The sequence below is a fragment of the Gemmatimonadota bacterium genome (assembly GCA_041390105.1).
Taxonomy (GTDB): Bacteria; Gemmatimonadota; Gemmatimonadetes; order Longimicrobiales; family Gaopeijiaceae; genus JAGQIF01.
The window spans coordinates 426580-450619 of record JAWKQO010000003.1 but is presented as its reverse complement, the minus strand read 5'-3'; the positions used below and the strand labels follow the sequence as shown (position 1 = coordinate 450619).

Here is a 24040-nt window from a genome sequence, read left to right as displayed (position 1 = left end):
CGCGGCCGGTCGTCCCCTCGGCGATGGGTCAATCAGGCGCATCCGACGCCGGAAACAGCTGCTCGAGCACGTCGACTGCATCCAGGATGCGCACCGAGAGGTCGGCGAAGGCAGTGGGCTCCGCAGTGGACTCGGCCAAGAGCACGAGGGCGTCGAAGTCAGCGGCAGCAGCGGCACCCTGGGGTCGGGCCACCACCTTGGCGCGGACCGCATCCCAGGTGAGTCGCAACCCGTCCACGCCGGTGGCCAGCGCGGTTCGGTCGTCCCGTTCCGATTGGATCTGTAGAACACGGCCGTAGTAGTCCAACAGGGTGATCTCAGTCGGCACGGAGGGGTGGTGCATCTCGGTGAGCTCCGCCACCACCCGGGTCATCTCGTTCGCCCCGTCCAAGGCCACGAAGCGCTCGCGCGTGATCAGCGCCGCATCGAGGCCGGCGAACGAAGTCCGTAGCTCGGCTCGAGCCGTGGTGGCCGCCACCCCCTGACGATCCATGTCGTCCAGATCCTGAGCCAGACTGTCGGCGAACGTCTTGGCCGCACTCCATTGGTCACTGAAGACCTGCTCGTATACACTCTCGGCGTGATGTCCGGCGGCCTGCAAGGACACGGGCACCACGGGACCAGTGGCGTCGGAGCAGCCCCCTGCGAGGGCGAGCGCCACCCAAGCGGACGCTCGCGCCAGGGTTCGACTGCGCGTTTGCGGGTTCCACATGAACTCCTCCTGGTTGATGGCAACCCCATGATCGCACTCGGCAGCTTGCATCTACCTTTCACTCAGAGGACAACGCACGCCCGCCGTGCACGGTGTCGGACTGGCGCGCCACGTCGATCCCCCGCCGGGACGTCCGATGCGAATCCCTGCCGCCCAGCCGCCGGTGGGACCCAGGGCGACAAACGGCTCGATTGCAGATGACCCTGCGTCTTCCGCGTGGGCGTGCCGCACAACCTGCAGGCCCACCCACCGTCCTAGCATGGCACCCGCCACGACATCGGTGAGCCAATGCCGGTCGTGGTATACGCGGGCGAACCCCGTGAGGCTCGCTGCTGTGTAGAGAACTGTGGGAGCGATGGGAGCCAGGCGCGGCCAGCGGTCGGACAGTTCCGCCGAAAGGGCGGAGGCCATGGCGAAGGCGGCGGTGGTATGGCCGGAGGGAAAGGAGGTATATCCGCCGTCGGCAAGCGCGCGGAAAGGCGCCAGGGCCCCGTCGTCGGAGGACGGGAGGTACGGACGTGCCCTCCCGAACGCGAACTTGGCCAAGCCCGACGCGGCGCTTGCTGCGAGAATGCTGGTTGTCACGTGCCCGGCGATGTCCGCCGTGTCATGGTAGCCGCCGATGCGCGCGGCGAGATAGAGGCTGCCGCCAATGAGCGACGGCCAAGCCGTTCCCAGCGGTTCGAAGGCGGAGGCGAACCCGGCCACGGTTCGACTTCCTTGCGCAGCGGAGGACTGGGCCAGGGCACGGGCGAATTCGTCCAGTTCAGTCCCAAGGATCAGCGCACCGCTAGCGACGGCAATCCTCGCCACGGGGACGGTCGACGCTGTATGGACACTGTCAGGGGTCGCGACCTGCGCCTCAGCAGTCCCACAGATGACAAGAGCCGCTGCGAGAGCAGCGACGGCTGGGTGATGAATCGACAGCTTCCGAGGAAGGAGTGCGGCAAGCGGCATGGGTGATTTGCGTCTGGCGGGTCCAGCGTCACGGAGGCCCAAGGTTGAAGGTGGGCAGGGCGACCTTTCAGCCACCTTGCAGTTCCGGGCGCGAGCAAGCCACACTGCCCCGTCGGAACGGTCGCTCCGATGCTGCCCGGGCCCCCTGAAAGGTTGCCGTAAGCCGGCCCCCCTAGATTCCTCTAGCCCGTGCCATCGGCTCGCGGGAACACCTCGGATAGGCGGTTCAGACATGGATGCATTCCGGCAGACACGACTCTCGGCCGGTCGCGCGGGTCTCGTGATGGGGCTTGCCTTGGCGGGTTTGGCTTCCTGCACGGGTGAGGTGCGGACCAAAGAGGCGGAGCCCGGCCTCGCGGCCCAGGCGCGGATCGACGACGCCACTGCCCGTCGGACGGCACTCGCACGGGTGCCCGGAGGCGAGATCGAATCGGCGGAGCTCGAACGGGAGGAGGGTCGACTGGTGTACTCGTTCGACATCGAAGTTGACGGGGAGGAGGGCGTCCAAGAGGTCTGGGTGGACGCCACCACCGGAGCCATCGTTCGAGTGGAACACGAGAGCGCGGAACACGAGGCGGCCGAACACGAGGAAGAAGGGCATGCGTCCGAGCACTGAGAGCGGCCGGTGAAGGTCCTGGTCGTCGAAGACGAAGCGGCGCTGCGCAAGACGTTGGTGCACGGTCTCGAGGACCATGGCATGCGGGTGACCGGCGTGGGGACCTTCGCAGGGGCAGTCATCGCAGCCGCGGAGGGCACCTTCGACGTGCTGGTGCTCGACGTCCTACTGCCCGGTGGTGATGGGGTCGAGCTGTGCAGACGTCTGCGCGCTGACGCTGTGGATACTCCCGTATTGTTTCTCACCGCCCTCGGGGAGGAGGACGATCGGCTCGCGGGCTTCCGGGCTGGCGGCGACGATTACCTCGTCAAGCCGTTTTCCTTCCGCGAGCTGGTTGCGCGCATCGAGGCGCTCGGGCGTCGTTCCAAGACACTGACGGGAGGTCCCGAGCAGATTGCGGATCTGAAGGTGGACCTGCAGAGCCACCGCGTCGAGCGCGCGGGCCGCACCCTCACACTGACGGCCCAGGAGTGGGCCCTGCTGGAGTGCCTGCTCCGCCGCAGAGGGCAGGTCGTCACCCGTGCCGAACTCACCGCCTACGTTTGGGATGAGAATCACGATCCCTTCGGCAATCTGCTCAAGGTGCTGGTGTGGCGCCTCCGTAAGAAGATCGACGGGGGGTCCGACGTTCCGCTGATCCATACGGTGCGGGGCGCGGGATACCGCCTGGGTTCATGACCAGCAAGAGCGGCGCCGACGATCGGGCGGTACGAACGGCGCGCGCCCGGCTCACCCGCTGGTACGTGGGAGTCAGCGCGGTGATTCTGGCGCTCTTCGGGGGTGCCGTCTACCTGGCTGTGAGCCGCCAGGTGCGCGCTGTGGTCGACCGCCAACTGGTCGCCGCCACCGCCGAGGCGGAGCGTGCGCTGCGGGTCCGGGAGCGTGAACGTACGCTCGGGGTTCCGCTCGTGGATGCCCTCGACGAACTGGTCATCCCAGGAATCCAGATCCACGTACTCACCGCCGACGGGGGGCCGCTGGCCGGCACTCCGCTACCCGCGTTTCTCAAAGAATCTGCGGATACGTTGCGAACACGCTCTGAGGTATGGCAGAAACTCGAGACCGGAGATGAGCGCTCCTGGCGGGTCTACGGCCGGGCCGTCGAGGTCGGGGGTGCACCCTACCGGGTACTTGCCGTGGCAGATGCCGTCGAGTTGGAGCAACAGTATCCTGCACTTCTCTTGACGTTTCTGCTCGCTGCGGCCGGGGCGTTGGGACTTGTCGGCATGGGGGGTCGCTTTCTCGCGGACCGCGCCTTGGAGCCCGTTCGCAACTCCATGGCCCGTACGCGTCGATTCGTTGCCGACGCCTCCCACGAGCTGAGGACGCCCACGGCGGTGATGCTTGCCCGGTCGGAGGTGGCGCTGGATCGTCCACGAGAGGCCGAGGAGTACGTCGCTGCGTTGCAGGACATTGCCAGCGAGGCCCAGCGGTTGGGCAGACTGATCGACGATCTCCTGTTCCTTGCCGCCGCCGACGAGCAGAAGCTCCGAGCCAACAAAGCGCCGCTGTTCTTGGACGACCTGGTGGTGCAAGCTGCTCGGCTCGTGGGAACGCTGGCTCGTCAGAAAGACATCCGACTGAGACTTGCAGAGTTCGACGAAGTACAAGTCTTCGCGGACCGGGATCTGGTGCTGCGCCTACTGGTCATCCTACTGGATAATGCCGTGAAATACACACCCAGCGGAGGTCGAGTATCGGCATCGGTCACCGCGCATGGAGATAGAGCCGTCGTAGAAGTGGAGGACGATGGTCCCGGGATCCCGCCGGACGTCCTCCCGCATGTGTTCGAGCGATTCGTCCGCGCCGACGCTGCCCGTACCGGCGCGGCTGGAAGCGGCCTCGGCCTCGCCATCGCGCGCTCCATCGCGGAGGCACACGGAGCACAGCTCACCGTCACGCAGGGGGATGGGCGAGGGACGCGCGTGCGGGTGAGTTTCCGCCGCCTGCTTGCGGGAGCGGCGATGGTCCTCGCCACTTCGGTCTTCCTCGAAGCAGGCTCGCTCTCTGCGCAGCAATCGTCTGCCGCGCCGCAATCCCTCTCGCTGGCGGAGGTCTTGGAGCGGGCGCAGGCCAAGGCGCCCACTCTCGCGCTCGCGCAGGCGCGCGTGGAGGCCGCTCGCGCGGCGTTCCGCCAAGCGAAGGCATTCGACAACCCCGCGCTCGCCCTCGGATACAGCAGGTCCGTCCCCAACTACCACATGGAGCTCGAGCAGCCTCTGGACGCCCTCGTGAAGCGAGGTCCGCGCCTGGACGCCGCGAGCGCCGAGCTGAGTGGAGCGGAGTGGACCCTAGCGGCCGCACGGGCCGATCTCCGCTACCAGGTGGAGTTGGCGTATGCTCAGGCGCTCGGCGCGCGAGCGCGTGCTGAGCTTTCGCGGCAGGCGGCAATCGATGGTGAGGAGCTGGTCCGCATTGCCGAGGCGCGCGAGGCCGCGGGGGACGCGAGTGCGCTGGACGTCCAGGTCGCACGGGTCGCGTTCGCGGAGCAACGGAGTGCCGCACTGGCGGACTCACTGTCGGCCATCAGTGCAGTGACTGCTTTACAGTCCCTGTTGGGACTGCCGGTGAACGAGGCGCGTCTTCAGCTGGCGGATCCCCTGGCCCAGGTCCCGGATCGTCCTTCCGTCGGAGAGGAAACGCCGTCGCGTCTGCAGGCGGCAACTGCGCGCACGACAGCCCAGGTGGCTCTGCTGAGCGCGGCTCGCCGGGACCGGATTCCGGTCCCGGCCCTACGCTTCGGGTTCGAGACTGGCGACCCCAGCGGGGCGGAGTCCGGCGTGCTTCCGACCGTCGGGGTCGCGATCCCCCTCCCGTGGTTCGATCGGAGCACGGCGCGTGTACGCGAGGCGGAGGCCAATCTGGTGGCAGCGCGAGCCGATCAAGACGAAACCGCCCGCCAAGTGGCTCTGTTTCGCGGAGAAGCTGAACGCGCCTGGACGGTCGCTGAGTCGCGCCTGTCGGTCGATGTGCCGGCTGCTCGCGAAGCGGAGCAGGTCGCCGCCCTGATTCAACAGGCATACCGAGAGGGAGCGTATCCGCTGGCAAGCACCTTGGAAGCGCGCCGGAGCGCGCTGGCCGCGCTGCAGCGGGAGGTCGATGCGTACGTCGCCGCTCGCGCGGCACGCGCGGGGCTCGAATGGGCGTTCAGCGCCGGAGGAGGCACTCCATGATCCGCACGGGTTCCCGCAGCCTTGCCGTGGGACTGTCCGTTCTGGTGGCTTCGAGCTGTGGTGCAGGAGACGGCGCGCCACAGGATCAGCCGCCGGAGACGATGGCCTCCACGGCGGTGGCGGAGGTGCGTCCCTTCGACGTGGTGGTCACGGCCACCGGGACGATCACGGCGCACCCGAGCGCGCACGCGCGCCTGTCGGCGCCCGGCGAGACGGTGGTGACTGCCATCGACGTAGGCGAGGGCGATCGCGTGCGGGCCGGCCAGCGGCTGGTGGAGCTGGACGCCAGCGTGTGGGGGGAGCGCCTCCGCCAGGCCCAGGCCGCCCTCGCCACTGCCGAGGAGGCGCTCTCCCGTGCGCAGAGGCTGGTGGACCAGGGTATTCTGCCCCGCAAGGACCTGGAGGCCGCCAGCGCCGAACGGGCCCGCGCCAATGCGGAGGTTGCCGATGCGCAGCGGACACACTCGAGGGCTGTGCTGCGCTCACCCATCGACGGCACTGTCGCTGCAATGCGAGCCACCCTCGCGCAGCCAGTCACGAGCGGGGAGGTCCTAGTGGAGGTCGTCGACCCCACCAAGCTGGAAGCGCAGCTCCGATTGTCTCCGTCGGAGGCTGCGCGTGTCCCGAACGGGGCGCCGGCCCGGGTAACCGCCAGTCTCCAGCAGGAGGCGGAAGACCTGGCCAGCGGACACGTCGCGGGCGTCAGCGCGGCGGTGGATTCGGCCACCGGAGCCGTGACCGTTCGGGTGTCGGTCGACAGCGTCCAGCGCGTGCTTCGCCCCGGTGAGACCGTCGCGGCCCACATCACGGTGGCCCGTCACGAGCGGGCCGTAGTGATTCCCCGCGAGGCCCTGGTACCGGAAGCGGACGGCTTGGTCGTGTTCGTGCTCGACAGCGCAGGGGTGGTGCACGAAGCGCCCGTCGAAGTCGGCGCGGAGGTGGGCGCCTTCGTAGAAGTGCTGAAGGGCCTGGTGGGCGGGGAACGCATCGTCACCACCGGTGCTTACGGAGTGGCAGAAGGGACCCGCATCCTGGACGGCGTGCAGCGATGAACGGCTTCGGCTTGCTGACCCGGCAGCGCCGCTTCGTGTTGTTGGCAACCATGTTGTGTGCCGTCGCGGGCATCGGAGCGGCGTTCATACTTCCCTCGTCCATCTACCCTGAGCTCAAGTTCTCGCGCATCGTGGTCGTGGCGCAGGGAACCTCGTTGGGGGCTCAGGATCAGATGTTCGCGGTGAGCCAGCCCCTGGAGCAGGCGGTCAGCGTGGTACCGGGGCTCACCCGGCTCCGGTCGCGGTCGATCCGAGGGGCCACCGAGCTGTCGCTCTTGTTCGCCCCCAACACCGATATGCAGGTCGCGCTCCAGCAGGTGGAGGCCCGCATCAACGAGGTGCGAGGCGACCTGCCCGCAGCCTTGGCGGTCGAGGTGCAGCGTCAGCTCCCCTCCCTGTTCCCCATCATCACGTACAACGTCAAGGGGAACGACCCGGGTGAGCTGTACGACGTAGCGCGCTATCAGATCCGGCCGGCGTTGGCCGACATCCCGGGCATCGGCCGCATCGACGTGCAGGGGAGCGACATCCGGGAGGTCGAAGTCATCGCGTCGCCCGAGCGGCTGGCCCGCATCGGTCTCGGCTACCGCGAGCTGGCTCAGGTGATCCAGGACGGGCTCGGGGTCCAGGCAGTGGGTCGTGTGGACCGCGAGCACCAACAGGCATTGGTGGTGGTGGACCAGCAGCCGCAGTCGCTGGATGACATTGCCGATGTGGCTCTGCCGGGTGGGCTGCGCGTGCGGGACGTGGCCACCGTCCGGTTGGGCACGGTGGACCGGGTCACGCTGATCCGCGGCGACGGACGCCCTTCGGCCCTGATCAACATCGCGCGGCAGGAGCGTGGAAATACACTCCAGCTCGCGGACAGCGTAGCCCGCACCATGGAATCGCTCCGGCACTCTTTGCCCCCTGGAGTCACCCTGGAGCCGGTGTACGATCAGGCCGGACTGGTCCGCGAGGCGGTGGGATCGGTCCGCGACGCGATGTTCGTGGGGGCCTTGCTGGCGGTGGGTGTCCTCTTCGCCTTCCTCGGGGGTGGCTCCATCACGCTGATCAGCGCGCTGGCGATTCCTCTAACCATGGCGATCACCGTGCTCGTCATGTGGTTGGCAGGCGCCAGCTTCAACCTCATGACCCTGGGCGGGATGGCGGTGGCCATCGGGCTGGTGATCGACGACGCCGTGGTGGTCACGGAGAACATCATGCGGCACTTGGGAATGCCAGGTCGCCGCGACTCGGCGGTGCGGGACGCGGTCGTAGAGCTGGTGTGGCCGGTCACGAGCTCGACCTTGACCACAGTCGTGGTGTTCCTTCCGCTTGGGCTCCTTCAGGGTGTCGTCGGTCAGTTCTTCAAAGCGCTGTCGGTGACGTTGGTCATCGCAGTGCTGGTGTCCCTGGTGCTGGCGTTGACCGTCGTTCCGCTGCTGGCGCAGGAGTGGATCGTAGAGCGCACCGCGAAGGAGCGTCCCACGGGGCGCCGCTGGAGCCAGCGTCTCGAGAAGAGGATCGAAGGGGCGTTGGACCACTATCCCCGGTGGCTCGAGGCCTCGCTGGCCCGGCCGAGGCCTGTGGTGGGCATTGCGGTCGTGCTCATGGTGGTGGGGGGGGTGCTCGGACGGGTTCTTCCCACAGGGTTCCTGCCCACCATGGACGAGGGGGCGTTTGTGCTCGACTACTGGACCCCCACCGGGACGTCGCTTGCGGAGACGGACCGGCAGTTGAGTGCACTGGAAGGGATCCTGGCAGGTGTTCCAGAGGTGGAGGCCACCTCTCGGCGCACGGGGGCGGAGATGGGTCTCTTCGCCACGGAGCAGAACACCGGCGACGTGGTGGTGCGTCTGCGCCCGGCCTCCCAGAGGAGCCGGGACATCTTCGCGGTGATGGACGACGTGCGCGGAGACGTCGACCACACCCTTCCGCGATTGCGCGTGGAGTTCATCCAGTTGTTGAGCGACCTGATCAACGACCTGGCCGGGAACGCCACTCCGGTGGAGGTCAAGCTCTTCGGCGAGGACCGCGCTCGGCTAGAGACGTACGCGCGTACCTTGGGTGAGCGCTTGGGCGGCATCGACGGACTGGTCGACCTCTTCGACGGCGTTCCGGACCGCATGCCGGAGTTGCACCTCAAGATCGATCCTGCCGCAGCACGCCGGCTGGGGCTGACCCCGTCCGACGTCTCCGCGCAGGTGGACGCGGCGCTCCTGGGCACCATCAGCGGCCAGCTACGCGAAGGAGAGCGGGCCATCGGGGTCCGAGTTCATGCTCCCGACGACGTGCGCTTTGATCCCACGCTGCTGGGCCAACTTCCCATCTACCCACCGGGTGTGGACGATCCGACGCCACTGGCCATACTGGCCTCCTTCCAGGAAGTCACTACAGAGGCGGAGGTGCAGCGAGAAAACCAACGGCAGATGATCACAGTGACGGGAGGAGTGGAAGGGCGCTCGCTCGGTGCAGTGACCGCGGACGTACAGGCCGTGCTCGCGGCGACTCCCGCCCCCGCGGGGGTGACGGTGGTCCTGGGTGGGCAGCATGAGAGCCAACGCGAAGCGTTCCGAAGCCTGCTGCTGGTCTTGGCCCTGGCCGGCCTCTCCGTGGTCGCGGTCATGTTGCTCCAGTTCGAGTCGTTCCTGGAGCCGCTCGTCATCCTGGCAGCGGCACCCGTCTCGTTCGTCGGTGCCGCGCTGCTTCTGCTGCTCACCGGGACCCCGCTCAACGTGTCCTCCCTCATGGGCCTGATTCTGCTCGTCGGCTTGATCGTGAAGAACGGGATCATCCTGCTGGACTTCACACGGCACCGCATGCTGAACGAGGGTGACGCGCTCGGCGTCGCCTTGCGGGAGGCGGCCAAGGTGCGCGTGCGCCCCATCGTCATGACCACGCTCTGCACGCTCTTCGGGCTGTTGCCGCTGGCCCTGGGCTTGGGGGCCGGCGCGGACATGCAGCGCCCTCTGGCCCTCACCGTCATCGGCGGGCTCGCGCTGTCGACTCCGATCACCCTCTTCCTGGTGCCGACCGTGGTGCTGGCGGTTCGCGGTGCCGGGTACCGGCTGGGTGAGGCGGCCTGAGGACCCACGTTCCTGTTCGAATATCGAGCTACGCCCCGCCTGCGAGAGCCAGACCGAGTCCGAACAGCACAGAGAAGGTCAGATCCAGCGCACCGGCCTGCGGCGTGACCGGGCCCAGCGCTTCGTGACCGCGCAGCGTCCAGACGCGCCATGCCAACCAGAGGGCCAACGGCACTGTGAGCAGCGGGAGCAGCACCGGAACTCCGGCGCCCCGCAGCCACAGCACAACCGGCACGCCGTAGGCCACGCTCATCAGGACGAAGAACTCGACGCGACTCCACGTCTCCCCCAGGAGCACCGCCAGCGTGATCTCCCCCTTGGCGGCGTCGAGCTCCCGATCACGGATGTTGTCGATGACCAGGATGTTGGTCGTCAACGCGGCCACCGGCAGGCTGGCCACGAACGCCTGAGCCGGAAGCGACCCGGGGGGCGGGGTGATCAGGAAGGGGGTTCCCAATACGTCGGCCGCCTGCACGTAGAACGCTCCGACCACCGAAACCACTCCGAAGAACAGAAAGAACAGCGGGTCGCCCAAGGCCCGGTCCCCCAGAGGCAGGGGCTCCGACGAATAGGCCAGGCTGGCCAGGATGCTCGCACAGCCCACCATGAGAGCCGGCAGCCCACCGACCCAGACCAGGTACAGTCCGATTCCGAGAGACGCGACGTAGCATGCCCTTGCCGCGCCGCGAAGCTGTTCGATGCGAACCGTCCCACTCCGCAATGCCAGCACGAGGTCTGGATGCTCCTGATCGTCCGGATGCCGGCGTAGGTTGTTGTAGTTGTCGGCGATCACTCCACCGAGCTGAATCAGCCATCCAGCGAGGAAGGCGCCCAGGGCCGGACCCGCTGCGAAGACCCCTGCAGCGATCGCGACACCCGACGCCACGCACACGGGGGCGGCGGCCGTGGGAAGGGTGTGCCCCGGATACAGCAGCTGCCGGATACCCGGTAGGTGCGCCTTCATTGACAGGTCTCCATGACCATACGGGATCGATCCGTCCCGAGGCCGGCAGGGAGGGATCTAGCTGGACGTACGTGGCGAGGCTTCAGGGGCCGTAGCGCTGGTACTGACCTGTGAGTAGGCCGCTTCGTCGACAAACCACAGTCGCCTGCCGCGTGGTCGGATCGATCGGGACGGGGTTGCACCCACGTCGCCTTCGCGGGCGAGCGCCGCGCGCACCGCTGGGGCTTTCTCGGCTCCACTGACCAGGAACATCACGTTGCGCGACTGGTTGAGCGCCAGTGGCGTCAGGGTCACTCGGGAGCGAATCGTATACTGGGCAGGTGCATCCACTGGCGCGACCCACGCATCGATCGGAGCGGGCTGGTCCGGGAAGAGGGAGGCGGTGTGACCGTCCGTGCCCAGTCCCAGGATCACCAGATCGAACAGCGGGCATGGTGCGCGACGCTGGGCGTATCCCCGAAGGAGTCGCTCGTACTCCTCTGCCGCGGCGCCAGGCGAGCGTCGATCGGTTGGGATGGGGTGGAGGTGGTCGGGTGGTGCGTCGGCCGGCGCGAACCAGCCGCGCTGTGCCGTCCCGAAATTGCTGTGCGGATCGTCCGAGGACACCCAGCGCTCATCGACCCAGAAAACCTGCAGCTCCTTCCAGGGCAGGGCCTGGGGTCGCAGGGCGAGTCGGCGAAACAGGCCTTCCGGCGTATGGCCGCCCGAGAGCGCCAGGACCGCTTCACCACGGTCGGCGACTGCCCCGCGAATGCACTGCCGGATGGCGGCGGCGGCCGCGTCGGACAGGGTGTCCATGTCGGGAAAGACGCGGACGTCGTTGGTCATGACCGGCCCAGGCCCCGCTCCCACGCCCGAAACCCGCCGAGGAACGCATTCCGGTTGCTTCCGAAGCGAACGTCGACGCGGAACTTCACGCGACGAGCCCGCCGGGCATTGCCTCCGCCCAGGACCACGTAGTCGACCTGGAGTCCGTGGCTCAGCAGCTCCACCACGTCCTGCACCGATGTGCGCCATCGCTTGTTTCCCCGTCGGTGCCGCGCCGCCTCGCCCAAATACTCCTCGTACGAGCGTTTCTTGCGATACGGCAGGTGAGCCAGCTCAGTGGGGTGCAGGAGTCCGTCCAGGACGAGGGCGGAACCGAGCCCCGTGCCGAGCCCGAGGAACAGCATGCGGCCCCCTTGGTCACTGCCCAGAGCCTGCAGCGCGGCATCGTTGAGGACCAGAGTCGGCAGGTGGAAGAGGCCCGCGAAGTCGTATTCCATCCACCCATCACCGAGGTTGGCAGGTTCCTCCGCTGCACGATTGGCTGCTACCGGTCCCGGGTACCCGAGGGCGACGCGATCGAAGGACCACCCGCTGACCAGCGCCCGCAATCGATCGGCGAACGAAACCGCTGTGAGCTCTGGACCGGAACGGAAGGCCCGCGGCTCGGTCTCTCCGGACACCAACGCCTTCACGTGGGAGCCGCCGATGTCGACGACGAGGGTGGATGGATCATTCATGGAATCGAGTCCCTCTACGAAGGTCGTTGTCGCTCGGGCGCGTCGGTGATCGCCACCTGGAAGTCGCGCCCTTCCCACCGCTCCGCCTCCGGCCAGAAGAAGGTGAAGCGCAGGGTGCCCCCTTGGCCGGGGCGGGTGGCGAGGTCACAGTAGCAGACGCCGAGGGTCGTCGCTGTGCTTTCGATGTCGGTCCAGGTTTGCCCCTCGTCCCGGGTGACGCGAAGCCGGAACGTGGCCTCCGCCTGGATACGTAGCGCCTGGCCCGCGGGGAGGCGCGTCGGCTGGCGGCCGAATGTCCAGAACTCCCGCTCGGCCGGGCGGTGTCCGTTCTGGTAGCGCTCGGCCACCGCGGCGATCCGGTCGAAGGGCACGCCGTCCTGCATCGAGCGCAGGAGGCGGATGTATTCCGCGTGCGCCCACATGAGCGGCATGGCGGACCCCGTGGGACGGCCCAACGCCAGGCCGAGTTCGGGCCAGGCTCGCTGCTCGTCCCAGACCTGCTCGGGCAGCAGGCCGGCTCCACTGGAAAACCACTCCATTGCGCGTATGAAGGGAGTGGGATCGCGACCCGCCGCCAGCTCGTAGTGTCCGCGCTCCCCCGTGAGCAGCGGCCAGGCCCGGCCCCGTCCCTGACCGGTGAAGGGCTCTCCGTTCGGACCCTGGCCGTAGCCGTCGTGGTTGTAGCGTCGCCAGACTGGCCCGCCGGGTGTCTCGACTCGCAGCACGGCATCGACCACCCGCAGGGAGTCCTCCATCAGCGGACTCCCCGGACGTCGGATTCCGTACCGCACGAGGGCGAGGAAGCCCGCGTCCACCACGTTGCGCGCGGGGAAGACGGACTGCTGGTCCGGGCCTCGATTGGCGATTCGCAACTCTCCTCGATCCGGGTCCTCGTCCGCATGGGGGTCGGACCCATCGATGGGCTGAATCCGGATGTAGTGGGTCGGCACATCGGGGAGCAGCTCGCCGTGATGTGTGACCGTCCAGTCTTCCACCCGGCTCTCCAGGAAGTCCGAGTACTCCTGGAGGTAGCGTGAGCTGGCCTGGTCACCGCGCGACCGGGCGAAGAGGGCGGCGCAGGTCAGCCCAGCGATCACGACCGCCAGCGTCGCGGGGGAGTAGCCCCCGGCTTCCTCCCATCGTTCCTGAGGCGTGGCGGGTCCGTGGCGGATGAGATAGCCAGCCGCGGCCTTGACGGTCGGATACGGATCGAAGGCACCGAGACCGTCCACTTCGGCGAGCTTCCAGGCCAACAGGATCGGGAAGGCCACCTCGTCCAACTGCACGCCCTTCCAGTAGGGCTTTCCGTCCACCCAGAAGTTCTGGTAGAAGCCGCCGTCGGGATTCTGGGTCGCCGCGAGATAGACGAGAGCGCGGCGAGGAGCCTGCACGTTCCCCGATGCCATCAGCGCCAGAGCACTGTTGCAGAGATCCCGGGTCCAGACCAGATGATAGCCCCCGAGGTCCTCGTCTCCTTTGACTTCCCCCCACGGGATGCTCAACGACGCGATCAGGGCACCGGGATAGGTCTTGTCCTCGTGAGCGAGCAGGAGGCTGTGACTTCGGCGGTAGAGCTGCCCCCCATCCGTCGAGAACGGTTCCAGGGCCAGGCGGTGGGTACAAGCGGTCTGCCACTGCCGGCAGAATCGCGTGCGATGTTGATCGAAGGGCACCGACAGGGATTGGAAGAGCGTGGAGACGGCATGGGGGCGCTCGCTGCCGAGGGCGAGGCCGAGGACGAAGGTCTTCGTTTCGCTCAGATCCAACTCCCCGATCATGGCCAGGTTCCCGTGCTCCGCGCGGCCGAACTCCCAGTCCATGTGGAAGTCGTCTGCGAGATCCGTCCACCCGTCCGAGCGCCCCACGTACCCGCAGGACCGTTTCAGGAACGGCACCGTCGCACCCAACGCCAACCAGACACCGTCCTTGTTGGCGGTCAACAGGGTCCGTCCGGCGATGTCGGCCACCTCGGCGTTGTTGTCTGCGCCGCCCACATCCAGATGCGGTGCCAGCAGTGCGTAGACGTGGAGCCGTCCCTCGTACTCCGGCTGCGTCTCCAGCGTCACCTGCATCAACACGCATTCCTCGTGGGGATCGCTCAGGACTTCCTTCACCAGACGGTAGCGCCCCTCGGGGTCGCTGTTCACGACCCGCACGTCCAACGACGAGGGGCCCACGTACTCCGTTGTGGTGGTGAGATGACGACGTTCATCGTGGAAGAACGTCGCACCGTCGGTCACCAGCAGCAGCAGATCGCGGATCTGCGGGTGATCAATGGTGGGGTAGTAGACTTCGTTCAGTACCCCTGCGGACACCGTGTACCAGATCCGACTGGCCGCGGCGTATGCAGTGCCGACTGCGTCCTTGGCGCTGCGTGTCCAGCGAGCCTCGATGCCTGGTGCCCCGAACGCTGTCGAGTCGTTCATTCGCTTGTCTTGAAAGTGGGCGTCATCGCATGGTCCGTTGCTACACCAGCGGGGTAGCAGAGTGCTGACCGGGCCGCGCGGGCCCGGTGTGCGACAAAATGTCCCACTGCATACGCGCAGCAGAAAGGGGAGCACGATGCGAATCGGGATGGTGGGCTTGGGACGTATGGGGTCCAACATGGCGAAGCGCCTGATGGGCGCAGGTCATGACTGCGTCGTCTTCGATCGGTCGCCAGAGGCGGTCACCACCTTGGCCCGGAACGGCGCCCACGGCGCCACCTCCCTGCGAGACCTGGTGGACCAGCTACCGGCTCCCCGCGCCGTTTGGCTCATGGTGCCGGCGGCTGGCGTGGACGAGGCCGTCACCGACCTGCTGGCTCTGCTGGAGTCCGGCGACGTCATCATCGACGGTGGGAACTCCCACTACGTGGACGACCAGCGCAGGGGTGAGGAAGCTCGAGAACGTGGCGTCCACTATCTGGACGTGGGGACGAGCGGAGGCGTGTGGGGAAGGGAGCGCGGGTATTGCCTCATGATCGGTGGAGATGCGGCGGCCGTGGACCGATTCACACCGATCTTCGAGGCTCTGGCACCTGGAATGGGGTCGCTGTCCCGGACGCCCGGACGCGACGCTCCCAGCACGGCGGAGAAGGGGTTCTTGCACTGCGGGCCCGTGGGCGCGGGTCATTTCGTCAAGATGGTGCACAATGGCATCGAGTACGGCATCATGGCCGCCTATGCGGAGGGCTTTGCCATCCTGGAGGCCGCCCACGTCGGGAAGGCCGGGAGGGCATCGGATGCCGAGACCACGCCCCTCGCCCATCCGGAGCGCTACCGCTACGACTTCGCGCTGGCCGACGTGGCCGAGGTCTGGCGGCGCGGAAGTGTGATCGCCTCCTGGCTCCTGGACCTCGCCGCCACGGCCCTGGCCAAGAGCCCCGAGCTCAGTGGCTTCAGTGGCCGCGTCGCCGACTCGGGGGAAGGGCGCTGGACGCTGGCCGCCGCCATCGAGGAGGGCGTCCCGGCACCGGTGTTGGCCTCCGCCCTGTTCGACCGCTTCAATTCCCGGGGAGCGGCGGACTACGGAAATCGCCTGTTGTCCGCGCTCCGCTACGAGTTCGGGGGGCACGTGGAGCGGACCGGTACGGAGCAGCCATGACCGCCTCCACAACCGCGCACCCGGAAGCCACGTCAGCGCTGGGCCGGCTCCCCCAAGCTCCCCCCTGCGCCATGGTGCTGTTCGGTGCCAACGGCGACCTCAGCCACCGACTCGTCGTTCCCGCGCTCTACAATCTGGCTCGTGCGAAGCGCTTGTCGGACGACTTTCGCCTGTTCGGGGTGGATCGTGCGTCCGACGAGACCGGTGGGTGGATCCAAAGCCTCCGCGAGGGCCTCGAGCGCTTCGCGACAGACTCGAGCGCATCCGAATCCGACGAGGTGGACCCCGACGTGTGGGGTTGGCTGGCGTCGCGGATGACGTACGTCCAGGCGGACCTCACCGAGTCCGACAGTTACATCCGGCTACGCGACCGGCTGGCGGACGTGGACCGAGCCGCTGGATCCCCTCAGAACCGACTCTACTACCTGGCGGTGGTGGATCGGCTGTTCGGGGGCATCGTCGATCAGCTGGGTGCGGCGGGGCTGACGCGTCAGGAGGAGCGTGCCTGGCGGAGGGTGATCATCGAGAAACCCCTGGGGCACGATCTCGACTCGGCCAAGGCGTTGAATGCCAAGCTGTCCGCGACGCTGCAGGAGGACCAGATCTTCCGCATCGATCATTTCCTGGGAAAGGAGACGGTGCAGAACATCCTGGCACTACGCTTCGCCAACGGGTTGTTCGAACCGGTGTGGAATCGCGATCACATCGACCAGGTGCAGGTGACGGTGGCCGAAACAGTGGGTGTCGAACACCGCGCGGCCTTCTACGAGAGGACCGGAGCGTTGCGCGACATGGTCCCGAACCACCTCTTCCAACTTCTCTCGCTGATGGCGATGGAGCCGCCCACCTCGTTCAGGGCCGACCCCATCCGTGACCGCAAGACCGAGCTGTTGCAGATGGTGCGCCTGCCCGCGATGGAGGGTCCCTCCCCGGACGTAGTGCGGGGTCAATACGGCGCGGGGTCCGTGCTCGGGGCGCCGTTCCGGGCCTATCGGGCGGAGCCTGGCGTCGCCGCCGACTCACCGGTCGAGACGTATGTGGCGGCGCGGCTCTTCGTGGAGAACTGGCGCTGGGCCGGCGTTCCCTTCTATCTGAGGACGGGCAAGGCGCTGGCGCGTCGCTGGACCGAGATCGCGATCCGGTTCAGGGATGCGCCCGTGGCCCTGCTCCGCTCCTGCGACCTCCAGGGGTCGGTGCCGAACTGGCTCGTGCTGCGCATCCAGCCGGACGAGGGGCTGTCTCTCGAGTTCGGGGCCAAGCGCCCCGGCCCCCGCCTGGAGCTGGGAGCCGTGCAGATGGACTTCGACTATCGACGCTACTTCCACTCCCCACCGGCCACAGGCTACGAGACCTTGCTCTACGACTGCATGATCGGGGACGCGACCCTCTTCCAGAGGGGGGACACGGTAGAAGCAGCCTGGCAGGTGGTGCAGCCGGTGCTCGACGCCTGGTCCGAACGAATGCCGACCGGCTTCCCCGACTACACGGCCGGTAGCGACGGGCCTACGTCCGGCGACGCGCTGCTCGCCCGTGACGGCCACGCCTGGAGAGCGCTTCCTTGAGCGAACCGGACACCGCGGGGGGACCCCTCCAGGGAGGGGGGGACGCGGGCGCCAGCGGCGTCGGAACCGGAGCGTGGGAGTTCGCCGGTTGGGGGCGCGCCGAACGCATCACCGACCTCCCCAGCCCTGCCGGTGCGTCGCTGCGCCACTTGGAGGCGCCGCATCAGCACTCGCTGGGGACGTGGAAGGCCACCGCCATCTGTGGGAACGACATCACGTCCAGCGTCCTGTACGTGTCGGCGCTGTGCGCGGGACAAGCGGGGGTCCTGGCGCCCGTCGTGCTGCTGATCGTCGCGGGCGTGCTCTATCTGTTCCGACGGGTCTACGCCGAGGTAGGAAGCGCGCTGCCCCTGAACGGCGGCACCTACACCGTTTTGCTCAATACCACCAACAAACGCCTCGCAGCCGGGGCCGCCTGCCTGACCCTGCTCTCCTATGTGGCCACGGCGGTCATCAGCGCCAACGAGGCCATGCACTACGCCCACAACCTGTGGGGCGGCCTGAACGTCATGGTCGCGACCCTGGTGGTGCTCGGCGCCTTTGCCACGCTCAGCATCGTCGGCATCGGGGAGTCGGCGATGGTGGCGCTCGTCATCTTCGCCATCCACATGGTCACGCTGGTGTTCCTGACGTTGGCCTGTAGCATCGCGGTGGTGCGCGATCCCTCGATGCTGATCCGCAACTTCCACATCCCCCCGCTGCACAACCTCGGACACGCGCTGTTCTTCGGGTTCGCGGCGGCCATGCTGGGCATCAGCGGCTTCGAGAGCTCCGCCAACTTCATCGAAGAACAGAAGGAAGGGGTCTTTCCCAAGACGCTGCGCAACATGTGGATCGCCATCGCGATCTTCAATCCGGCGATCAGCTTCCTTTCCTTCGGCCTCCTCCCTCTCGGGGACATCCAACAGGTACCGCCCGACCTGTTGGCACGTATGGGCGGTGAGGCCGTGGGTCGTCCGCTGGCGCTGTTGGTGAGCGCGGACGCGGTGCTGGTCCTGTCTGGCGCGGTTCTGACCAGCTATGTGGGAATGACGGGCCTGGTGCGCCGCATGTCGTTGGACCTGTGTCTGCCCCAGTTCCTGCTGCGGCAGAACCGCTGGCGGGGGACCAACCACTGGATTCCGCTGGCCTTCTTCGCGTTGTGCGGGTCGATCCTCCTGATCACGAGCGGCCGGATCGAGGCGCTGGCCGGCGTCTACACGCTGGCATTCCTGAGCGTGATGGCGCTGTTCGCCGTCGGGAACATGCTACTCAAGACGCGCAGGGCACGGCTGCCTCGCAGCGAGAGGGCGACCTGGCCCACGGTCACCGTCGCCCTCCTGGCGGTTCTCGTGGGTCTGGCCGGCAACATCCTCATGGATCCGATCACCCTCGAGGTGTTCCAGGCCTACTTCCTGGCCGCGCTGGCGGTGGTGGCCCTCATGTTCCTGCGGGTGGAGATCCTGAAGGTCGGCCTGCTCATTTCCAGTGCGCTAGTGGAGCGGCTCTCGGCGGCCAGCAGCTGGATCCATCGTGCGGTCACCGGGCAGATGCGACGGATCAACGACCGTCCCCGGGTCTACTTCAGCAAGGGGGACGACCTGGTGACCCTGAACCAGGCCGCGCTCTACGTGCTGGACAACGAGCAGACGACTCGCCTCAAGGTCGTGCACGTCTATGACGACGAGGGGGGGATCCCGCCTCAACTCGCGGAGCACCTGCGCCTGATCGATCACCTGTATCCCCGCCTCCGCATCGACTTCCTGGCGGTCAAAGGGCGGTTCGGCCCCGAGCTGGTCGAGGCCCTCTCCTCCCGTCTGGGGGTGCCCAAGAACTACATGTTCATCGGCACCCCGGGTGACCGCTTTCCGCACCGCCTGGCGGACCTGGGCGGCGTGAGAGTGGTGCTGTGACGACGGCCCATTTGAGCCAGGGTGGAGCAGGGCGACAGCCAACGTACCGTGACCCGAACAGGGTCAAGCGTCGGAAGTGTAGCTCCCACAGTATGTTGCGCGGTGGCTCCCCTCTTGATCCTGGACGTTGGTGGCGGGCGGGACCCGAGTCAGGAGGGAGAATCATGGACGTCGCGATCGCACAGAAACTGCACTGGACCGATGGCGTGGTCTGGGACGTGGACAATGTCGTGGTGGACCCCCGGGTCCAGGAGATCACTCACCTTGTGGCGCAGCCCCACCGCCATCATGAGCGCGCTCGCCTGATTCCGCTCGATCGCCTCGAGGAGCGAGACGGCGAGTTCTGGATCGCACTCGGGAGCGGGGCTGCACAAGAGTTTCCGCTCGTGGAGCAGCGCCGTTTCATCCGACTCGTCGACTACGGTGGAACGCAGGTGGACGCGAACGCCGACCTCGAAAGCGCGCTGGCCTTCCCCTACTTCTTCGGTCGCTTCGACGGATTGCCGGGACCCGAAATGACCGTGGAGCGCTGGGATGAGGTGCCCGAGGGCGAGGTCGAATTCGGGCGTCACAGCGAGGTCGTGGATCGCGACGGTCGTCACTTGGGCCACGTGGAAGGATTCTTGTGCGAGGGGAAGAGCATTACCCACGTCATCCTTCAACGCGGCCACCTTCTGCGGAAACGCGACGTTGCGATCCCGGTGGCGGCGATCCGTGAAATCGACACGGGACAAGCCCGCCTCAACATCGGCATGGACGATGTGGATGCGCTGCCCGAACTCGCGGATTGGGGAGTCGTGCCGCGCATCGCCGGCGAACGATGACGACCAGAACATGGAGCGCAGACCGATGAACAGCCGCACCTGTGTAGGAACTGCCTTGCTTCTGGGCCTACTCGCCGGAGCGTGCGGCGGGAGCGACTCGGAAGGAGCCCCTCTGGACGAATCCGGCCACGTGCAGGTATCGACGGAATGGGAGCGGACGCAGTTCGAGGGTGGACACCTGCCGTCCTGGGCGGTCTGGCGGGCTCCGGGTGAGGAGCTCGCGGACGCCCGCACCAGCCTCTTGCAGGAGAATGCGGAGCGGTTCCGGATGTTGGCGCCGCACGCGGCGCTCGCCGTGGATACGGCGGTCCAGATGAAGCAGCCCTACTACGTTGCTGCCACCTTCACCGAGGACGACGCTCCCTTCGGACATACGTCGGTGGTGGGCCTGACGGCCGGCGGCAAGGAAGTCCTGGCTCCGCTCTCCGTCTTCGCCTTGCGGGGTGACGGGCACATCCGGGCCTGGCACCAGGAGGCCGGTCAGACGACCGAGCTCACCGGCGGCTTCTGGTACGAAGTGCCGGGACTCGCGCCCAACCAGGCGCTGCAGCGCCACGTCGTCAACCGTCTGGAGCTGCTGGTGGGCCAGGACAGCACTGCCTTCCTGGTGAACGGCCGGCTTCTGCTCCGGGTCCAGACCGTGGCCCACATGTTCGGGAGCCCCGGTATGTACGTGCATGCGCCGGATACGGTGGCCGTCTCGGATTGGGCGGTGGTCCCCTTCTCCGGCGGGACGGCGGGCGCGTCCTTCGCGGGCGCTCCCGACCCTCCCCCGGGGGCTCCCCTGGCAGCCGCCGCGGGCGGACCGTCCGCTCCTCCAGACTTGACGCAGGCGAGGACCACCTTCCAGACCGTCTGCGCCACCTGCCACGGCAAGGGGGGGGCGGGGAATGGGCCGGGCGCCGCAGCGCTCAATCCGAAACCGGCGAACTTCACGGATCCGGCCTTCTGGAAGGGAAAGACCGACGCGGAGCTGGAGAAGGCGATCAAGGATGGCGGTCACTCCGTCGGTCTCTCGGCGACGATGCCCGCGTGGGGCGGCATGTTGAGCGCCTCCCAGATCCAATCGATGCTGGCGTATCTGAAGACGTTGGCGCCGACAGGCCATCCGTGATGGAACACGATCCGGTGTGGGTCCGGCAGCGGCGGAGGATTCTGAGGAGTCGAACCCCTAGAATACGAGACCGATTCCCGCCTGAACCGTCGCAGTACGGCCCGCAGTCCGGTTCAGGGCGTCTCGGAACGTCCTCCGTTCGATCTCGATCGTCACGAAGCCGGGGAAGGTGTCGTCGGGATCGAACGAGTAGCGCCCCCCGACGGCCATCCGGTTTCGGGCGGTCCAGGTATTCAAAGCTTCCGCCATCCCGTCATCGAGAAACGCCTCGAAGCGCACGGCCAGCTCGAAGGGTCGGGCGCGACGGTGTGCGCGCCTGCCTTGAAACGTCCGTCCGGTCCGCGTGCCACCGGGAGCGGCCGGCAGCGTGAGAGATACGGTCGTGGAGACGGTCGTCTCCATGAACCGCGTGCCGTTCGTTCGCAGCGGGAGGGCTCTGGACCCCCGGAAGACCTCGACGTCGACCTCCACCCCAGGGTGGCCCAGTCCCGAGCTCGACGCCCAGGCGTTGAGGAAGCGGCTCCGAGGTGCTGCGCCCGCCTCGGTGAGAACGGCGGCTCCCCCAGAGAGACGGTCGCCCAGGATCGAGCGGCTGGCCGATACGATCCAGCTCGTGCCTTCCCCGGCGGCGCTGCCCGCAGAGTCCGTCATCCCGCTCTCGGCCGGGTCCGCGGCCGCCGAATCGACCACACCCGCGCCGAGCCACTGCCCGTACATGGGCCGCCCGTCGACCCAAGCCACCGCGACGTGCGCATTGTCCGCAGGGGTCCAGCCCGCGGAGACACTCATCGCCTGCGCCCCGTAGACATCCTGAGACAGGGGCTGCGACAGCAGGGCGTTGGCGAACGAGCCGAAGGGTAGGGGACCGGCATCGATGGAAATGAACAGCCGCTCGCCGTCCGATATTCGAATGTGCGCTTCCGAGATCGAGACGTCCTGGGCCGCATTCACGAGCCCACTGGCGTCGAAGACCACGCTGCCAGATGTGGAGCGGTCTGGGCCCGAGCTCTCGACGGCGAGCTCGAGGGTCTGGACGGCGAGTGCGTCGGGAGCTTCACCCACCCGGAGTCCGGAGGTCGCCTCCCCAGCGGCGACGCCGATCAGGGTCCCCTGGATTGAGACTTCGTCCTGCCAGGGCGGGGAGTCGGGGGGCGTGGTCACCGAGTCGACCCGCGGGACCGTCCCGACCGTGTCGATCTGAGCGGCCACGCCGTCGCTCAACCCAAGAAGCGGAGCGGCTGCAAAGGCAAGGAGCGCGACTGGCGATCGCAGCCCACGGGCGGTCGAGGTCGACGGTTGCATCAGAGAATGGGCCCCAGGAGCCTGCAAGTGTCTTCGGCCAGCTTGCGCCACCCGGGCCGCCGGCTCCACACGACAGGGTCCAGGACCGAGGAGGACTCGAGGTAGCCTGCCTGGAGTGCGCGGAGACGACTCGTGAATTCCGCATCGTACACGAACAACGAGATCTCGTGGTTCAACCAGAGGCTCCGCATATCGAAGTTGACCGAGCCGAAGATGGAGAGCGATCCGTCGATTGTCAGGCTCTTGGTATGGAGCAGTCCATCTTCGTAGAGTCCGATCCGCGCCCCCGCTGCCATCAGATCGGAGAAGTGGGCCACTCCGGCCAGGCGGACCAGCCGGGAATCCACGTGCGCGGGCACGACCAGGATCACGTCCACGTCCCGCTGAGCAGCCGAGAGCAAGGCCGCGAGAAGCGCATCGTCCGGGACAAAGTAGGGCGTGGTCACGAAGATCTCGCGACGGGCGCCGTACAGCGCGGTCAGCAAGAGCTGCCGGATGGCGTCCGGTTGTAGATCGGGACCCGAGGGAACCACCTGAACCGTGGATCGTGGCTCCGGGGGACTTCCCGGCGCGGATCGCGGAGCCTCCCAGGAGAGACCGCGCTCCACACTCCAATCGAGCGCGAAGACACCCGCCAATGCGGGGACCGCCGAGCCCTCCATCCGCACCATGGCGTCGACCCACCTGCCCACGCCGGCGTCCTGCTTGAAGTACCGCGGGTCGACCAGGTTCTGACTACCAACGTACGCGACCGTTCCATCGAGGGTGAGAATCTTGCGATGGTTCCGCAGATCCGCCCGAGCGAAGAGCGTTCGCAGAGCGCTGGTGGGGAGGGCCGCCTGCACCTGCACGCCGGACGCTCGAAGGCGCTGGGGGCCGTCGCCGCGAAGGAAGGGCTTGCTCCCGGTCGCGTCGGCCAGCACGCGACAGGAGACGCCGCGAGCGCTCGCCCCGGTCAGCGCGGCCAGTACCTCCCCGGCACGACCATCCTCGCGCCAGATGTAGAAGCAGGCTTCGACCGAGTGCTGGGCGCGTCGGATGTCCCCGACCATCCGGTCGAACACCGCATCTACGTCTGCAAGGAGCTCCAGGTGGTTTCCGTCCATCGGCGGGAAGCCGAGGGCCCTCCAGGCGTGGGGGGCGAGCATTTCCCGCAGGTGGTTGCCGGGATCCAGATCGGGGGCCTTCGGCAGGTGCGCTTGCCACTGGTGGAGCGCGGGAAGGGTGGCCGCGATCCTGGCCGAACGCGCTGGACCTAGCCGCTTCTCTCCGAAAAACAGATAGAGCGCGGCACCCACGAACGGAACGCTCATCACCACGGCCAGCCAGGCCATCGCGACGCCGATGGGTGGCCGTCGGGTGATCACCCGCAGGGACAGTCCCACGACCACCAACCAGTGGGATACGAGCAACGCGCTGGACAGCGGATGGACGCTCATCCCTGCCCCCCGCCGGCGAGGGTACCCTCCAGCGCGCGATCGGCCACGCGGGAGATGAGGACCACGAGCAACGACGAGGCTACCAGGAAAAGGGCCGCATAGGCCGCGAAGACCCACGCGCCCAGCCCGCCGATCCAGTGCTCCAGGCCGTCGAGGTGGCGCCCCAGGTCTTCGCCGGTGGCGATCAGGAGGGCCGCCAGCGCGATGAACAGGGCTCCGTAGATCCACTGCCGCATGATCGCGGATGCGGGACCGTCGGATGTCCGCGACGCAGG

Annotated in this window: 19 protein-coding genes; 10 read left to right on the top strand and 9 right to left on the bottom strand. The window is 67.5% G+C overall.

What is annotated here, in order from left to right; all coding sequences use genetic code 11:
• Positions 1-28 precede the first annotated feature (28 nt).
• Positions 29-712, bottom strand: a complete 684-nt coding sequence (locus R3E10_15045) for a hypothetical protein (protein MEZ4417067.1) — start codon at positions 710-712, stop codon at positions 29-31.
• 51 nt (positions 713-763) lie between these two features.
• Positions 764-1420, bottom strand: coding sequence for a phosphatase PAP2 family protein (locus tag R3E10_15040; protein ID MEZ4417066.1), 657 nt, complete (start codon positions 1418-1420; stop codon positions 764-766).
• 481 nt (positions 1421-1901) lie between these two features.
• Between R3E10_15040 and R3E10_15035 the strand changes: the two genes are divergently transcribed.
• The 5 genes from R3E10_15035 to R3E10_15015 are packed head-to-tail and all read left to right on the top strand — an operon-like array spanning position 1902 to position 9578.
• Positions 1902-2285: a PepSY domain-containing protein gene (locus tag R3E10_15035; protein ID MEZ4417065.1), complete on the top strand. Its 384-nt coding sequence runs from the start codon at positions 1902-1904 to the stop codon at positions 2283-2285.
• 9 nt (positions 2286-2294) lie between these two features.
• The gene (locus R3E10_15030) at positions 2295-2963 is read left to right on the top strand and encodes a response regulator transcription factor (GenBank protein MEZ4417064.1); all 669 of its coding nucleotides are present in this window, start codon (positions 2295-2297) and stop codon (positions 2961-2963) included.
• Positions 2960-5458 (top strand): TolC family protein, encoded by a 2499-nt coding sequence (locus R3E10_15025; protein ID MEZ4417063.1) that lies wholly within the window; start codon positions 2960-2962, stop codon positions 5456-5458. The genes R3E10_15030 and R3E10_15025 overlap by 4 nt, the downstream gene beginning before the upstream one ends.
• Positions 5455-6510: an efflux RND transporter periplasmic adaptor subunit gene (locus tag R3E10_15020; protein MEZ4417062.1), complete on the top strand. Its 1056-nt coding sequence runs from the start codon at positions 5455-5457 to the stop codon at positions 6508-6510. The genes R3E10_15025 and R3E10_15020 overlap by 4 nt, the downstream gene beginning before the upstream one ends.
• Positions 6507-9578 (top strand): efflux RND transporter permease subunit, encoded by a 3072-nt coding sequence (locus R3E10_15015; GenBank protein ID MEZ4417061.1) that lies wholly within the window; start codon positions 6507-6509, stop codon positions 9576-9578. The genes R3E10_15020 and R3E10_15015 overlap by 4 nt, the downstream gene beginning before the upstream one ends.
• 28 nt (positions 9579-9606) lie before the next feature.
• Here R3E10_15015 and R3E10_15010 read toward each other — a convergent pair whose 3' ends face one another.
• From R3E10_15010 to R3E10_14995, 4 genes are read right to left on the bottom strand one after another with little or no spacing between them, the layout of a single operon-like run.
• Entirely contained in the window at positions 9607-10542 is a 936-nt protein-coding gene (locus tag R3E10_15010; GenBank protein ID MEZ4417060.1) for a UbiA family prenyltransferase, read from the bottom strand.
• A 57-nt stretch (positions 10543-10599) separates the two neighbouring features.
• The gene (gene pgl / locus R3E10_15005; GenBank protein MEZ4417059.1) at positions 10600-11370 is read right to left on the bottom strand and encodes a 6-phosphogluconolactonase; all 771 of its coding nucleotides are present in this window, start codon (positions 11368-11370) and stop codon (positions 10600-10602) included.
• Positions 11367-12047, bottom strand: a complete 681-nt coding sequence (locus tag R3E10_15000) for an ROK family protein (GenBank protein MEZ4417058.1) — start codon at positions 12045-12047, stop codon at positions 11367-11369. Before R3E10_15000 ends, pgl begins: the two co-directional genes overlap by 4 nt.
• Before the next feature lie 14 nt (positions 12048-12061).
• Positions 12062-14473: a glycoside hydrolase family 15 protein gene (locus R3E10_14995; GenBank protein MEZ4417057.1), complete on the bottom strand. Its 2412-nt coding sequence runs from the start codon at positions 14471-14473 to the stop codon at positions 12062-12064.
• 136 nt (positions 14474-14609) lie between these two features.
• On the opposite strand from R3E10_14995, the gene gnd reads away from it, so the two are divergent.
• From gnd to R3E10_14970, 5 genes are all read left to right on the top strand, one after another.
• Entirely contained in the window at positions 14610-15632 is a 1023-nt protein-coding gene (gene gnd, locus R3E10_14990; protein MEZ4417056.1) for a decarboxylating 6-phosphogluconate dehydrogenase, read from the top strand.
• On the top strand, positions 15629-17194 hold the full coding sequence (zwf, locus tag R3E10_14985) for a glucose-6-phosphate dehydrogenase (protein ID MEZ4417055.1): 1566 nt from the start codon (positions 15629-15631) through the stop codon (positions 17192-17194). The genes gnd and zwf overlap by 4 nt, the downstream gene beginning before the upstream one ends.
• Complete coding sequence (locus tag R3E10_14980; protein ID MEZ4417054.1) at positions 17191-19086, top strand: APC family permease; 1896 nt, start codon at positions 17191-17193, stop codon at positions 19084-19086. The genes zwf and R3E10_14980 overlap by 4 nt, the downstream gene beginning before the upstream one ends.
• Before the next feature lie 164 nt (positions 19087-19250).
• Entirely contained in the window at positions 19251-19910 is a 660-nt protein-coding gene (locus R3E10_14975; protein ID MEZ4417053.1) for a hypothetical protein, read from the top strand.
• A gap of 25 nt (positions 19911-19935) precedes the next feature.
• The gene (locus R3E10_14970) at positions 19936-21024 is read left to right on the top strand and encodes a cytochrome c (protein MEZ4417052.1); all 1089 of its coding nucleotides are present in this window, start codon (positions 19936-19938) and stop codon (positions 21022-21024) included.
• A gap of 57 nt (positions 21025-21081) precedes the next feature.
• Here the strand turns inward: R3E10_14970 and R3E10_14965 are convergent, their stop codons facing one another.
• Genes R3E10_14965 through R3E10_14955 form a run of 3 tightly spaced genes read right to left on the bottom strand, consistent with a single transcriptional unit; the run spans position 21082 to position 24001 of the window.
• Positions 21082-22326: a hypothetical protein gene (locus R3E10_14965; protein ID MEZ4417051.1), complete on the bottom strand. Its 1245-nt coding sequence runs from the start codon at positions 22324-22326 to the stop codon at positions 21082-21084.
• Positions 22326-23765, bottom strand: coding sequence for a cardiolipin synthase (cls, locus tag R3E10_14960; protein MEZ4417050.1), 1440 nt, complete (start codon positions 23763-23765; stop codon positions 22326-22328). Before cls ends, R3E10_14965 begins: the two co-directional genes overlap by 1 nt.
• Entirely contained in the window at positions 23762-24001 is a 240-nt protein-coding gene (locus tag R3E10_14955; protein ID MEZ4417049.1) for a hypothetical protein, read from the bottom strand. Before R3E10_14955 ends, cls begins: the two co-directional genes overlap by 4 nt.
• Positions 24002-24040: the final 39 nt, after the last annotated feature.

Coding starts and splice junctions, on each gene's coding strand:
- R3E10_15045 (MEZ4417067.1), bottom strand. CDS start 712: ATGTGGAACCCGCAAACGCGCAGTCGAACCCTGGCGCGAGCGTCCGCT.
- R3E10_15035 (MEZ4417065.1), top strand. CDS start 1,902: ATGGATGCATTCCGGCAGACACGACTCTCGGCCGGTCGCGCGGGTCTC.
- R3E10_15025 (MEZ4417063.1), top strand. CDS start 2,960: ATGACCAGCAAGAGCGGCGCCGACGATCGGGCGGTACGAACGGCGCGC.
- R3E10_15020 (MEZ4417062.1), top strand. CDS start 5,455: ATGATCCGCACGGGTTCCCGCAGCCTTGCCGTGGGACTGTCCGTTCTG.
- R3E10_15015 (MEZ4417061.1), top strand. CDS start 6,507: ATGAACGGCTTCGGCTTGCTGACCCGGCAGCGCCGCTTCGTGTTGTTG.
- R3E10_15010 (MEZ4417060.1), bottom strand. CDS start 10,542: ATGAAGGCGCACCTACCGGGTATCCGGCAGCTGCTGTATCCGGGGCAC.
- pgl (MEZ4417059.1), bottom strand. CDS start 11,370: ATGACCAACGACGTCCGCGTCTTTCCCGACATGGACACCCTGTCCGAC.
- R3E10_15000 (MEZ4417058.1), bottom strand. CDS start 12,047: ATGAATGATCCATCCACCCTCGTCGTCGACATCGGCGGCTCCCACGTG.
- R3E10_14995 (MEZ4417057.1), bottom strand. CDS start 14,473: ATGAACGACTCGACAGCGTTCGGGGCACCAGGCATCGAGGCTCGCTGG.
- gnd (MEZ4417056.1), top strand. CDS start 14,610: ATGCGAATCGGGATGGTGGGCTTGGGACGTATGGGGTCCAACATGGCG.
- zwf (MEZ4417055.1), top strand. CDS start 15,629: ATGACCGCCTCCACAACCGCGCACCCGGAAGCCACGTCAGCGCTGGGC.
- R3E10_14975 (MEZ4417053.1), top strand. CDS start 19,251: ATGGACGTCGCGATCGCACAGAAACTGCACTGGACCGATGGCGTGGTC.
- R3E10_14970 (MEZ4417052.1), top strand. CDS start 19,936: ATGAACAGCCGCACCTGTGTAGGAACTGCCTTGCTTCTGGGCCTACTC.
- R3E10_14965 (MEZ4417051.1), bottom strand. CDS start 22,326: ATGCAACCGTCGACCTCGACCGCCCGTGGGCTGCGATCGCCAGTCGCG.
- cls (MEZ4417050.1), bottom strand. CDS start 23,765: ATGAGCGTCCATCCGCTGTCCAGCGCGTTGCTCGTATCCCACTGGTTG.
- R3E10_14955 (MEZ4417049.1), bottom strand. CDS start 24,001: ATGCGGCAGTGGATCTACGGAGCCCTGTTCATCGCGCTGGCGGCCCTC.